This window comes from Rhizobium sp. NLR16a (assembly GCF_017948245.1).
Classification (GTDB): domain Bacteria; phylum Pseudomonadota; class Alphaproteobacteria; order Rhizobiales; family Rhizobiaceae; genus Rhizobium.
The window spans coordinates 65,479-78,738 of sequence record NZ_CP072871.1; the positions used below are offsets into that span (position 1 = coordinate 65,479).

The 13,260-nt window shown below is 60.0% G+C and carries 12 protein-coding genes; 3 read left to right on the forward strand and 9 right to left on the reverse strand.

The features are described from left to right. Positions 1-259: 259 nt before the first annotated feature. The 8 genes from J7U39_RS30650 to J7U39_RS30685 all read right to left on the reverse strand — a co-directional run bounded on the left by J7U39_RS30650 (position 260) and on the right by J7U39_RS30685 (position 8,615). Complete coding sequence (locus J7U39_RS30650) at positions 260-682, reverse strand: c-type cytochrome (RefSeq protein ID WP_210633765.1); 423 nt, start codon at positions 680-682, stop codon at positions 260-262. Further along, positions 657-1,550 (reverse strand): cytochrome c oxidase assembly protein, encoded by an 894-nt coding sequence (locus J7U39_RS30655; RefSeq protein WP_210633767.1) that lies wholly within the window; start codon positions 1,548-1,550, stop codon positions 657-659. Before J7U39_RS30655 ends, J7U39_RS30650 begins: the two co-directional genes overlap by 26 nt. Beyond that, complete coding sequence (locus tag J7U39_RS30660; protein WP_210633769.1) at positions 1,547-2,149, reverse strand: cytochrome c oxidase subunit 3; 603 nt, start codon at positions 2,147-2,149, stop codon at positions 1,547-1,549. Before J7U39_RS30660 ends, J7U39_RS30655 begins: the two co-directional genes overlap by 4 nt. Then, a complete protein-coding gene (gene ctaD / locus J7U39_RS30665; RefSeq protein WP_210633771.1) occupies positions 2,146-4,059 on the reverse strand; it encodes a cytochrome c oxidase subunit I in 1,914 nt (637 codons plus the stop codon). Before ctaD ends, J7U39_RS30660 begins: the two co-directional genes overlap by 4 nt. Continuing rightward, positions 4,056-5,039 (reverse strand): cytochrome c oxidase subunit II, encoded by a 984-nt coding sequence (gene coxB, locus J7U39_RS30670; RefSeq protein WP_210633772.1) that lies wholly within the window; start codon positions 5,037-5,039, stop codon positions 4,056-4,058. The genes ctaD and coxB overlap by 4 nt, the downstream gene beginning before the upstream one ends. Beyond that, positions 5,036-5,593, reverse strand: coding sequence for a cytochrome c (locus J7U39_RS30675; protein WP_210633774.1), 558 nt, complete (start codon positions 5,591-5,593; stop codon positions 5,036-5,038). Before J7U39_RS30675 ends, coxB begins: the two co-directional genes overlap by 4 nt. A 203-nt stretch (positions 5,594-5,796) precedes the next feature. Beyond that, positions 5,797-8,199, reverse strand: coding sequence for an FdhF/YdeP family oxidoreductase (locus J7U39_RS30680; RefSeq protein WP_210633775.1), 2,403 nt, complete (start codon positions 8,197-8,199; stop codon positions 5,797-5,799). 164 nt (positions 8,200-8,363) lie between these two features. After that, on the reverse strand, positions 8,364-8,615 hold the full coding sequence (locus tag J7U39_RS30685) for a hypothetical protein (protein ID WP_210633777.1): 252 nt from the start codon (positions 8,613-8,615) through the stop codon (positions 8,364-8,366). A 214-nt stretch (positions 8,616-8,829) separates the two neighbouring features. Between J7U39_RS30685 and vapB the strand changes: the two genes are divergently transcribed. From vapB to J7U39_RS30700, 3 genes are all read left to right on the forward strand, one after another. After that, entirely contained in the window at positions 8,830-9,066 is a 237-nt protein-coding gene (vapB, locus tag J7U39_RS30690) for a type II toxin-antitoxin system VapB family antitoxin (RefSeq protein ID WP_210633778.1), read from the forward strand. Beyond that, positions 9,066-9,467, forward strand: coding sequence for a type II toxin-antitoxin system VapC family toxin (locus J7U39_RS30695; RefSeq protein WP_210633779.1), 402 nt, complete (start codon positions 9,066-9,068; stop codon positions 9,465-9,467). The genes vapB and J7U39_RS30695 overlap by 1 nt, the downstream gene beginning before the upstream one ends. A 456-nt stretch (positions 9,468-9,923) precedes the next feature. Continuing rightward, positions 9,924-11,204, forward strand: coding sequence for a DUF3422 domain-containing protein (locus J7U39_RS30700; protein ID WP_210633799.1), 1,281 nt, complete (start codon positions 9,924-9,926; stop codon positions 11,202-11,204). A gap of 126 nt (positions 11,205-11,330) precedes the next feature. Here the strand turns inward: J7U39_RS30700 and J7U39_RS30705 are convergent, their stop codons facing one another. Continuing rightward, positions 11,331-13,166: a HAMP domain-containing methyl-accepting chemotaxis protein gene (locus J7U39_RS30705; protein ID WP_210633780.1), complete on the reverse strand. Its 1,836-nt coding sequence runs from the start codon at positions 13,164-13,166 to the stop codon at positions 11,331-11,333. Positions 13,167-13,260 lie beyond the last annotated feature (94 nt).

Consider the following 13,260-nt stretch of genomic DNA (forward strand, 5'->3'; position numbering starts at 1 on the left):
CTAAGAGATCGACGTAAAGTTCTCGCCCCGTCGCAGCGCGGATCCGCCGGCCTGTTGCTTCTCGTCACATTCTAGCAACTCTGCCTTAAGCCTCTCAAGGTGCGCCACATGCATGTCCTGCGACTCCTCGAAATTGGTCAAAAGCCGTATCGCCTTCACGTCGGCGCCGCGGTTGGTCAGCTCAGCGACAATCTCGCGCTGTCGAGCGCCGTGATGATCCGAGCAACTTTAAAGGCGGGTTGATCGGAAACCCAGATTTCTAACGAGCATAGAGATAGGCTGCCAGATCGCGGGCCTCCTGTTCGGATATCCCGGTGGCCGGCATCGCCGTCTTTGGCGAATGGGCCTGCGGCGCGACAATCCAGCTGATGAGGTTGTCGGCGGAATTGTTGAGCACGCCGGCAATGTAGACCCGCTCGCGCAGACCGGAGAGATCGCCGCCGACCTTGCCGTCGGCGCCCTCGATGCCGGGAATGGTGTGACATCCGGCGCAGCCATATCGGCGAAAAATCGCCGGCGCCCGCGCCGGATCGCCTTTCGTCATGGCGACGGCAACAGCCTGCCTTTCGGATCGCTGCCGGTAGATGTCGGTCAAGGTCAATGCCGCCGTCAGGCTCACCACGCAGGCGGCGATCACCAAGGCGGGGCGAAGGGAATTATGGGGCGACGATGCGTGTTCCATCTGCGCCTCCCTTTCCGGAAGCCCTGATCCACAAAGCCGCCAGCGCCAGCGCAACAGCGGCGTAGACGATGGCGGCAGGAACCCACATTACCAGGCCTGCCATCTGCTGGTCTTCGAGCGGCGACAGCCCCCAAACCCCGGATGAGCGTGTCTGCACGACGTAGAGCACGTTGGGTGACAGGGCGATGAGGGCCCCGAGAATGCTCATATGCAGCATCGTCAGGAAAAGGTGCCAGGCCGCCAGCCCCCTGTTCGTCTTCCAGATGACGGACCACCAGAACAGGACGGCACTTACAAAAAAGGAAAGATGCTGCAGCCGGTGGAGCGGCGTGCTTTCAATCGCGGCGTCGAACAGGACAGGCGCATGCCATGCCCAGATTGCCGCCCCGTGCAGCAGCGTCGCGACAGTGCCGTTGCTGAGCAACCTCCAGGTCTTGCGAACCATGCGCGAGGCGAGCACCTGTCCTGTCCGGCGCCTGACGATCCTTGGCAGCCCCCAGAGCAGCACGGCCGACGGCCGTGCCGATACGATGAGCGGCGCGGCAACCGCCATGACCAGTTCATGTTCGATCATATGGAAGGTGAAAAGTTGTTCTCCAAGCCAATGGAGGGGAGAGACAAGCGCGCCGGCAAGCACCAGCCAGCCGGCCCAATAGGCCAAAAGCCGGTGCGCGAAGACGCGCCGGCCAGCGGATGATCGCGACATCAAGCGAAGGCTTCCACTTGCATAGAGGGCTGCGCAAACTGCGAGCGGCGCGATTATCCAGGGATCGGCCGTCCATGTGAAGGAATTCGAATGGGCATGGCCTTCATGTGCCAGTCCCGGTGTCGCCATGAAAAGAAAAGCGATTGTCGTTGCTGTTCTCATAGCCGCGGCACCCAATAGATGCATCCGTAGAGCGGAAGCCAGGCGAGCACGACAAAGTTCCAGTAGAGCGCGTTATCTTCGACATCGCCGTAGCGCCGCGCATTGTCACCATGCTTCGAAAACATCAGGCAGGCGAGGACGACGGTATCGACGAGATCGGTGATGATGTGGGTCGCGTGCAGGCCGAGCATTGTCCAGACGATCGATCCGTAGGCGTCGTCGTCCCAGCCTATGTGGAGGGCAGGAAATTCGTAGGCGCGGGGTATGAGGGGTGCCGCTCCGAGAAGCGCCATGATGATCAGTCCCGCGCGCACCTTGCGGAGATCCCTCTGCTTCGCCCACCGCGCGACGAGCATATTCGGCACGATGCTGACGAGAAGCAGCAGGGTCAGGATCGTGCCGGGAAGGAGATCCGGGGCAGGGGCTTCGATCGGCCAATGCGGCGCCAGGCTCATGAGATAGAAGTAGACGACGATCGCCAGAGCGAATCCCATGCCTTCAATCAGCATGAAGGCGCTGGTGCCCCAGAAGGTCAGGCTGGCGGTGCCCAGGCCGTGCAAGGGAAGCTTCGAGAGATCGGTGACCACGCGCTCCTTCATGTCTCGTCCTCCGGTGTTTGCTTGGGCCAGAACCATCCTGTCAGAGTGATCGCCACCGGAACGGCTCCCCAGACGACGGCCCACGGGCTGAAGATCGAGCCGATCAGCATGATGCTGGTGGCAATGGCGGCCAGAAACGGCCAGATGGAATCGGCTGGCGAGGCCTCCCGCGCCTCCGGCTCGCCTGATGTGACGCTGCTGACGATCAGTTCCCGCCGATCGAGCCGAAGTCCCGTCGCCACCGCCAATGTCTCGCCCGACATCCAGAGCGGCTCGCGCGATTCGACCACCGGAATATGCCGAAAATTATAGGGGGGAGGGGGCGAAGGCACGGCCCATTCCAATGTTGACGCATTCCAGGGATTGCGGCCGGCCGGCGGGCCATGGCGGAAGCTGCGCAGGGCATCGATGAAGAAGACCAGGAAGCCGGCGGCCAGGATAAAGGCGCTGAGGCTGACGAACAGGTTCAAACCGGCCCAGGGCAGCTCGGGCGGATAGGTGTAGACGCGCCGCGGCATGCCCTGGAGCCCCAGGATGTGCATTGGGAAGAAAGTCAGGTGGAAGCCTGTGAAGATCAGGCCGAAGGCCCACCGTCCGAGCCTTTCGCTCATCATCCGCCCGGTCATCTTTGGAAACCAGTAGTAGATCGCGCCGATCAGCGGGAAGACGGAGCCGCCGATCAGGACATAGTGGAAATGGGCGACGACGAAATAGGTGTCGTGGACCTGAGTATCGAGGGGCACCGACGCCACCATCACGCCGGTCAGGCCGCCGATGACGAAGGTGATGAGGAAGCCGATGATGAAAAGCAGCGGTGTCTTGAACACCGGACGGCCATCCCACAGCGTTGCCAGCCAGCAGAAGATCTGGGTTCCGGCGGGAATGGCGATCGCCATGCTCGAGGCGGTGAAAAAGCTGCTCCCCAGCCGCGGCAGGCCGGCCACGAACATGTGGTGCACCCATAGGCCGAAGGAGAGAATTCCGGTGGCGATCATCGCCAGCACCAGCGGCATATAGCCGAAGACCGGACGCTGTGTGAAGGTGGAGATCATGGCGGAGACGATGCCGACGGCCGGCAGGAAGATGATGTAGACTTCGGGATGGCCGAAGAACCAGAACAGGTGCTGCCAGAGGAGGACGTCGCCCCCTTCCGCAGGATTATAGAACTGGGTGCCGACCAGCCGGTCGAGAATGAGCGATGAACTGGCGAACATGATCGCCGGCATGGCCAGGATGACCAGAAAGGCGGTGACCAGCATCGACCAGACGAAGACGGGTATCCGATCGAGCGACATGCCGGGCGCGCGCAGCTTGAAGACCGTCACGACGATCTCGACGGCAACGGCAAGGGCGGACACCTCGGTGAAGGTGATCATCTGTGCCCAGAGGTCCGCCCGTTTCCCCGCGCCATATTGCGGGCCGGACAGAGGCACGTAGGAGAACCAGCCGACATCGGGGGCGGTATCGAGGGCAAGCGAGATCCACAGCAGCAGCCCTCCGGCGAGATAGATCCAGTAGGAGAAGGCGTTCAGCCTGGGAAAGGCGATGTTGCGGGTTCCGACCATCAGAGGAACGAGATAGACCGCCATTGCCTCCATGACCGGCACCGCAAACAGGAACATCATGTTGCTGCCGTGCACGGTGAAGATCTGATTGTACCGGTCCGCGCTGACGAAGCGGGCCTCGGGGAAGGCGAGCTGGATACGCATCACAAGCGCCAGCACGCCGCCGAGAATGAGAAAGACAAAGGCTGTCGCGATATAGCGCCGACCGATGATCTTGTGATCGACCGTGGAGAGCGCTGCCAGCAATCCGGAAGGAGTCGACCATGTGCGCCTGAGGAAGGCTTCCGCCTCTTCATTGCCGGCAGCCAGATCGGCTGGGGAAGGGGTTCTGCCGGTGCCGGTCATCGCAGACCACTCATGTAGGCGCTCAACTGTCTCAGCTCTTCGCCGGTGAGGGGGACCAACGGCATGTTGTTGCCCGGCTTCAGCGTTTGCGGGTCGGCAATCCATGCCGCAACCGATCCCCGCGTATTCTCCAGCCGCCCCGCCGCAATCATGCTGCGGCTGCCGACATGGGTGAGGTCAGGTCCGGAGGTGCCCGACGCCTCGGTGCCGCGGATGGTGTGGCAGGCGGCGCAAGGCTTGCTCATGAAGACGAGCTCTCCCGCCGCGGCATCACCATCGGTCGGTGCGGCTGCCGTTTCTCTCTGCGACTCCAGCCATCTGGCATAGTCCTCCGGCTCCTCGGCGATCACCAACAGTGCCATGTGGCTGTGCTGCAGGCCGCAGAATTCGGCGCATTGGCCGCGATAGATGCCGGCTTTGGTGGCATGCAGCGTCAGACGGTTATCGCGGCCGGGGACCAGATCCTGCTTTCCCGTCAGGTTCGGCACCCAGAACGAATGAATGACATCAGTCGCGTCCAGGCGCAGCCGGACATCGGTTCCCACCGGGATATGCAGCTCGTTGGCGGTCTGGAATGTCTTGGCGGGATCCGCATCGAGATAGGTAAACTGCCACCACCACTGCTGCCCGCGAACGGCGATGGTCGGCTGATTGTCCCGGCCGCGGTCGACGCCATTGGTTGCGTAAAAACTGGTGATTGTCAGGAAGCTTATGACCAGGAAAGTCATCACGATCGCGCCGTTAACGACCCTGCCCATGGAACGCTCGGACTGCGGTTCACCGGGGGCCTGGTTTTTCCTGCGAACCAGCGCCCATGCCATGACGCTCATGACTAGCACGAAGACAACGCCGCAGACGGCGACAAACAGGAGTATCAAGCTTCTGAGTTCCGAAGCGGCAGGTCCGTCCGCATTCAGCGCCGATTGCGTCCCGGCAGCGCAGCCGGACAGAAACAAGGTGCATGCCGCGGCGATCTTCAAGGCCGGACACCTCGATCGGAGCGGACGCCTACCGGGCCTTCCTCGAAAAGAGTTGCGGCCGGCGCCCGGTTCTCGGCCGGTCTCGTATGCTTGTCGTCGTTGCGGCTCGGCGCGGTATAGAGGGCGGAATAGGCGCCGATCGTCCTGACATAGCCGGCGAGCTGCCAGATCTGGTCGCTCGTCATTTTGTTCGCGAAGGCAGGCATGCCGTGAGGCCGTCCGTCGCGTATGGATGCCACGACCGATACCATTTCCGAGCCATAAAACCACCAGCCGTCAAGAAACGAAGGGCCGGTCCCGCCTCGTCCGTCTCCATGGCAACTAGCGCAGCCGAACCAGGAATAAAGGCGCTTGCCCTGGCTCAGATCATAGGCGGTCACCTCATAAGGCTTGCCAAGCGCGAAATACACGTGGGGTGGTGTGCCGCCGATCCCGCCCGGCATCAGCAGGAACTGATCGAGAGATGATGTGACCGGCGGATCGGCGCGATATTGCCTTGGATGTCTAGCCCAGCCCATCGCGGCTCCGATCACGAACACAAAGAGCAGCAACATCAAGACCAACCAGATGCCCTCCTTCTTGACTGTGCTATCGGCAAGCAAAGGGAACCGATCGGGACCGGACGCGACGGCGGTATCGGCGCGACGCAAGCGTGGACGGGTTGCCCAAGCAACGGCGGCCAAGACGCCGGCCATTGTGAGAAACGATACTGCCGCCGACCAGGCATGCTTGCTTTCGCGCATCGCCGGGACCTGGGTTAGGGTCGCGACGACAGAGCCGAGAGACTGAGCCGCACCGGCAACATCTTGTAGGACGGGGTCTTGGCTTTGGCGTCGTGATGCGCCAGCGGAAAGAGCGGGTTCGCCTCAGGGTAATAGGCCGCACAGCACCCGGTTGGAATCGCGTGCCTGGCAATCTTGAAGCCGGCGACTCGGCGCAATGTGGCGACGTCGATGGCAGTCGTCAGATCGACGAAATCGCCTTCTTTGAAGCCCAGTCTGTCAATATCCTCATCGTTCATGAAGACCACCTTTCGCGATCCCTTCACGCCGCGGTAGCGATCGCTGTAACCGTAGATGGTCGTGTTGAACTGGTCGTTGGAGCGTAATGTGGCGAGGTTGAGAACCTCAGTGTCGCCCGGACCGATGTCGAGTTCGGGGAAGAGCCGCGGCGGCGTGATGAAATTGGCTTTCTGGTTGGGCGTCGTCCATTTGCGCTCCCTGGCCGGCACCGGTCTCGGAATGCCGCCCGGCTGAAACATGCGTTTGTTGAAATCCCTGAACGTCTCGGGATAGGTCGCTTCGATCGCATCGCGGATCTTCGAATAATCGCCGACCCATTCGTCCCACGGGACTCGGCCCTTCGCCAGCGTCGCCTTGGCGATTCCGGCGATGATGGCGGGCTCCGACAGAAGCTCCTGACTTGCTGGCTTCGCCTTTCCGCGCGAACCATGGAAATGCGCCACGGAACTTTCGATGGAGACGGCTTGCGGACCGCTCGCCTGTTCATCGATCTCAATGCGGCCGAGACAGGGAAGGAGATAGGCGATTTCCCCATGGATGACGTGGCTGCGATTGAGCTTCGTCGCAATCTGTACCGTCAGGCGGAGTTTGCGCCAGGCCTCCTCCATCGCTTCCGTTTCCGGGACAGCGCGCAGGAAATTGCCACCGAGGCTGACGAAGGCCTTGGCTTCGCCATCCATGATCGCCTTGCAGGTGTCAACGGTCGCGCGACCTTCCCACTGTGGCGGCTCGAACTGGTAGAGCTCCTTCAGCTTGTCGAGCGGCACGAGGTCCGGCTTTTCCGTTATCCCGACCGTGCGCTGGCCCTGCACGTTCGAGTGGCCGCGCACGGCGCAGATATTGGCGCCCGGCTTGCCGATATTGCCGCGCAGTAGCGCGAGATTGGCGACCATATGAACGTTCTCGACACCCATCACATGCTGCGTGAGACCCATGCCGTAGATCATCAGCACCGCCTCCGAATGGGCGTAGGTGCGGGCTGCCTGAATCATCTGCTCGCGGGTCAAGCCGGAAACACTCTCCAGCTCGGCCCAGTCATATCGGCGGGCCGCTTCGGCGAATTCCTCGAAACCCGACGTATGCGTGCTGATGAAATCGTGGTCGAGAACATGCTTTTTGTCGGCGGCGGCAATCGAAGCGGCGAAGGCGACCGCCGCAGCATTATCCGGTTTATGGGGCAGGGCATCGGAGCCTGAAACCTTGCTCATGCCCAGTGCCTTCATCGCATCGTCGGCTTCGATCAAGGCTTTGCAGACCCCGAAGAGGGCCGCGATGTCGCCTCCGTTCTTCACCTGGTAATATTCCGACGAAATCGGCGTCGACCGGCCGGTCAGCATCTGGCTCGGCATTTGCGGGTTGATGAAACGTTCGAGACCCGGTTCGCGCAAGAGATTGAAGGTGACGATTTTCACGCCCCGGTCGACGGCGTCCTGAAGGTCATGCAGCATCCGCGGAGAAGAGGTGGCGACGTTCTGTGCCATGTAGAAAATGCAATCGCAGTTCTGGAAATCGGACAGGATTGCCGTGCCGACGGAGGCTCCGATGCTTTCCGGCAGACCGACCGAGGAGCTTTCGTGACACATGTTGGAAGAGTCGGGCAGGTTGTTGCTGCCGAAGATGCGGGCAAAAAGCTGATACATGTAGGAGGTCTCGAGGGATGCGCGCCCAGAGGTGTAGAAATCGACCTCACGCGGAGGAATTGACCGCAGCTCCTCGCCGATCTCCGCGAATGCATCGCTCCAGTCCACCGGTTCGTATTTGTCGGTCGAGCGGTTCCACCGCATCGGATGGGTCAGGCGACCTTGCTCTTCGAGATCGTGATCGCTCCACTGCTCCAGCTCATGCAATGTATGGGCGGCGAAGAAGGCGCGGTCGGCGCGGCGGGAAGTGACCTCCCAGGCGGTCGCCTTTGCGCCGCTTTCGCAAAATTCCATCGCATGCGGTTTTGCAGGCTTGGCCCAGGCGCAACTGACACACATGTAGCCGTCTGGTTTGTTGTGATGGGAAAGCAGCGACGGCCCCGATCGGGGGACGTGTTCGCGCAGAAGAATTTCTCCAAGAGATCTCGCCGCCGCCCATCCGCCAGCCGCAGGCGTGTTCTCACCAATTGTTGGCGGATGTTTCGATCGCGCTGACATTTTTGCCTCCCGACATTGTCGAAGGAAATCCCTGGCAGATATTTTGCGACCCGAACTCTTGGAGAAACAAACTGTTCCAGACGACATGGCAAAGTGACCTGTCGACAGCCGGTGACGGGAGAGGAGTGGCAATAATCTGGTCTTCTCGGCTGCGTCGCATGTCCTCAGAGGTGCGTCGGAGCATCGGCCTCCACCTCGGCATAGAGCTGACCGCACATTGTCAGCGACCGCCGCATCGCGGCGACGCGATCCTCGGCGTCCTTGCATGAATAGGCCCAGATGTCGGTCGCCCAGCTCTTGCCATCCATCTCGTACTGCAGGGCAAACTTATAGAGCCGTCGCTCATCCGCGTCGGTGCTCACCAAAGCGCGATCGGGATCATCGCGGCGCTGCCGTGGAAAACATACAACATTCACAACGTGCTCCTCGGGTTCACCTTGCCAGGGTACGAAATGCCGCTTTGCTTGGACTAACCTGAACGCGCGGATTTCGTTCCCTGCGCTCCGGGCCTGAGCAGGCCTACTCGCGGTCCGGCCTTTTCCTTCCCGCAACTTGCATCGCCGCGACAAATCCATTATGTACACACGGATGATGTACACGGGCGAGTTCGACTTCGGAAAGCAGGATGTCATGCATACGACAAAAGTATTCAAGAACGGCAACTCTCAAGCCGTGAGAATTCCCGCCGATTTGGCTTACAGCCAGACCGAGATGGAGCTTGAAATCGAGCGCATTGGTGACGAGCTCCGCATCCGCCCGCTAAAACCGTCCCTGGAGGGCGTACTGGCGCGTTTCGCAAGATTTGACGACTCGTTCATGGCGGAGGGGCGCGGTGATCAGGAGCAGGCCGAACGGGATAGGCTGTAATGCCGCTCTACATGCTTGACACAAACATGTGCATCTATCTGATGAAGGAGCAGCCGCCGCAAGTCGCACGACGTTTTGCTCAATGCCGCGTTGGCGATGTCGTCATGTCTGCCATTACGTTCGCGGAACTCGAATATGGCGTTTCTGCCTCGAAGGATGCAGAAAGGGAACGGTCGAACCTAGAGTATCTGATCGAGGCAATCCCTGTCGCCCCGTTCGATAGTGATGCGGCACGGGCCTACGGACCTCTCAGGTTCGCGACACGTGACCGGAAAAAGGATCACTTGGACAAACTGATAGCCGCTCATGCGGTTTCGCTCAAGGCTGTCCTCGTGACGAATAATGTGCGGGACTTTACGGTTTACCAGGACTTGCGCGTCGAAAACTGGCTGTTCCCATGAGTGCTGGTGATGGGATGGTTGCGCGTATAGTTCAATGCAACCTCAGGTGGCGAGTCTGGCGTAAGCTGAATTATGGAACAGCCGTCCAGGGTCAGCGGGCCGGCATGGCATTTTGCGTTGATGCGCACGGACGACATCCACCCCGCACCCAAAAGGCCATGCATATGGCTGCGTGAGCAAGCGTGCGAACCGCTTGACCGCGCGGGATACACAGCACGCCAAGTCGTAAGAGGTCCCCCAGGGGATGCGCGATGGTGAGGTCAACGAAGCGGGCAGCGCCTTCTCAGGTTCTTTACTCCCGCAATCGCGGCGATAGCGGCAGCGATGAGTAGGGAAGCCGATCGACCGGGTAACAGTTCCAGGCCGCTTGATGAGCAGGCAGCAGGGCTTTCAAGTTGATCGCGTTCGGTTCATATAAGTTGGCCGGTGGCGTTTGGTGGGACGGGGAAGATGGATTTGAGTTCGAATCGCGCAGAGGAAGCAGTTTCAACCACGACGTCTGCTTCTGCGCAGCACGTCGCCAGCCCAGCGACTGTCGGACTGCAAACAGCAGATTTCAACTCCGAGCTTCACGCTCGTCCGTCCATTTATTTTACCGGCCCGGCGATCGTCGAGCACATTGCGTTTATGCCCTTGGATGGGGCGATCAAAGAGTTCCACGATAGCCTGGAAGTCGATGGTGAGATTTCAGTCAGGGTCGAACGGCATACTGAATTCGTCACGGTCACACGCCTGCGGAAATTGCACTCGGAGCCCGGGCGTTGGCCGGAATCTGATCTTGCGGAAGGTGATTTTGCGCGGCTGGCAGGGTTGACCGCTCCTCGCCTTGTTTGCCACGTTGCTATCCTTGTGCTGGGCAACCCTCCTGACGAGCTGGGACCGGTTTTAAAATCCTTCGATTTCGGGGATACAGCGGCGTCCTCGATTGGTGGTGGGTCGGCGCAAGTCTGCTCCGATTTTAGGGTCAGACCGGACAATTCAAGCAGGATCATCCTGTTCAACAGGGACCTGAACGCACATCGCCTGGGGCGCATGGTGCGCCGCATCTGCGAGATAGAAACCTACAGATCAATGGCGCTGCTCGGATTGCCGGAGGCGCGACGTCTGGCACCGCTTCTCGGTCAGTATGATGCGGAGCTCGTTCAACTGACCAATCGCAACTTGAGTACTCCTGCACATCAGCACAAGCAGCTGCTGGACGAGATCACGGTTCTTTCGTCCCATATCATCTCGGCCACCGCGGAAACCAGAAACAGGTTCGGAGCGACCGCCGCCTACGCGAAAATCGTTGAAGAGAGAATCGCGCTTCTACGGGAAACCCATGTCCCCGGCTTCCAGCGCTTTGGCACTTTCGTCGAGCGGCGGTTCAAGCCGGCGGTTCGTACTTGCGAGGCAAGTGCATTGAGGCTTGAGCAGCTGTCGAGAGCGACGATGCACCTGCTCGATCTGCTACAGACTCGAATTCAGGTCGAGATTGAGTTCCAGAATGCTACGCAGATTCAAGCAATGGCGGATCGAGCTGCGACGCAGGTCAAGATCCAGCGCGCGGTCGAAGGCTTTTCGATCATTGCGATTAGCTATTATTTGCTGAGCTTGGTGAAGTTCATATATGAGACGGCAGACCACGCTGGGTTCCATTTCGATCCGGTGATCATGCTTGTTGCCGTTCCGGTGGTTGTGGGAACCGTTGCGATCACTATCCTCCGCGTCAAGCATGCTCTGCGAGAAGGGTCCTGAAGCTGGAAATCGCGCGTCAGAACACTTTGCACTCTTCTTGATCCACCCCTCAAAGAGTTGCCGGCGGCGAGAGCAAGGCTGTTGGTTCTTCTACCCGGTGACCTCAGGACAAGTACCTGATCGTCATCACGCCGCCATGGTGCGGACGCTATGTCTAGGCTTAGCGGCCTGAGCGGGGTCACGGTCGAGGGTGAACTGATTGACCAGTTCGCGCAGCCTGCTCGCCTCAGCCGACAATGACGCGGCCGCTGCGGTGGATTGCTCGACCATCGCCGCATTCTGCTGAGTCGACTGGTCCATCTGATTGACGGCCGTATTGATTTCGGCAAGTCCGGTGGACTGTTCACGCGCAGAGGTCGCGATCGCTTCCATCAACCGGTTGATCTGAGACACTTGCTCGCTGATTTCGTTCAACGACTGGCCAGTCTCGAGAACCAGTCTTACGCCGGTGCCGACTTCGGTGGAGGACTTTTGGATAAGGCCCTTGATTTCCTTCGCCGCCGTCGCTGCCCGCTGGGCAAGCTCGCGAACCTCCTGAGCGACAACGGCAAAACCTTTGCCGGCTTCGCCGGCCCGTGCTGCCTCGACGCCGGCATTCAGGGCAAGAAGATTGGTCTGGAAAGCGATGTCGTCGATGACGCCGATAATGCTCGATATTCGTTCGGAGCTTTCCTCTATCCGCCGCATCGCCTGTTCGGCATGAGATACAACGGAAGCAGAACGTTCTGCACTGACGTTAGCCGCCTGGGCGACTTTGCGAGCCTCCTCGGTTCGCTTCGAGGCGGTCGTCACATTGGCAGTAATCTCATCGAGGGCTGCCGCAGTCTCCTCCAGGGAGGCTGCCTGCTGTTCGGTCCGCTTGGACAGATCTTGCGCACCGGAGGCGATTTCGCATGTTCCGGTGTCGATGCTGTGCACCGTCTGCAGTACAGCGCCAATGGTTGTGCCGAGTTGCCTAAGCGAAGCATTGAAATCCCCACGCAACCTCTCGTATTCCGGAGCGAACGGCTCCGCCAACTGGAAAGAAACGTCACCGCCCGCAAGGCGTCTCAATCCATCGCCAAGCGTCGTTGTCGCAAAGCGCAACTGCTGCGCTTCCCGTTCGGCGCGCTCCTGTGCGGCAGCGCGCTCCGCCTCCGACTGGCTTCGCGATATCGCTGCTTCCTGCTCCAATCGAAGAACGTTGATCGCGTTCTGTCGAAACACTTCCACTGCTCCTGCCATCGCCCCGATTTCGTCGGCGCGGCCAGCATAGGGGATTTCGCTCTGCAGATCGCCGTCGGAAAGGGTCTTCATGGCGGAGGCGATCCATCGGATCGGATTGGCGATGCCGAAAACGGCAAACAGTGCTCCAGCCGAAGTGACCAGAATCGAAAGGGCGGCAATTAATGCCGTGGTCGTGAACGCGTAGCTCGCCGTCGCGTTGCTTGTGGTCACATATGTTTCGGTCTGTCCGAGAATGAACGCCACCAAGTCAGCAATCTCCTGGTTCACCAGATCAGATTGTGCCTCCATACTCTCCCGAAAGAGGCCGACCGCCTCGGCGGCCTTGCCGTTGTCGTGCAGTTGGACCATTTGCTGCGCAAACTCGCTATATTTCTTGAGCCCTGTCTCGACGTCTTTGATCAGCTCGCGGCCTTTCTCCGTGCGGACGCCCGCCACATATTCTCGGATTGCTCGCTCGACCGCGGCGTTCGCCTCGTCGATCAGCTTCGCCTCGGCGGCTTGCTTCTCAGGCGAGGCCTCCAGCAAGTACCGCGCATAGGCCAGCTTCAGATCAGAGAAGTTTCCCTTGATATCCCGGGCGGTGATCATCCGCTTCATCCAGAAGCCGCCAATCTGCTGAGCACTGTCGTTCAGTGTCGAAATTGTACTGAGAGAATTGTACGACAAGGCAATCAGGAAGGCACAGATGACAGACAAAACGGCAATCAGGGTCTGCTTGACGGTCGGGCGTTTCATACAATTCTCCAGTCCTCTAGGGCGGGCTGTACAGCTCAGATAACCGCAAGAATTCGCGCGACTGGCTAATTTAGGATTAACTTCAATTGGTTTC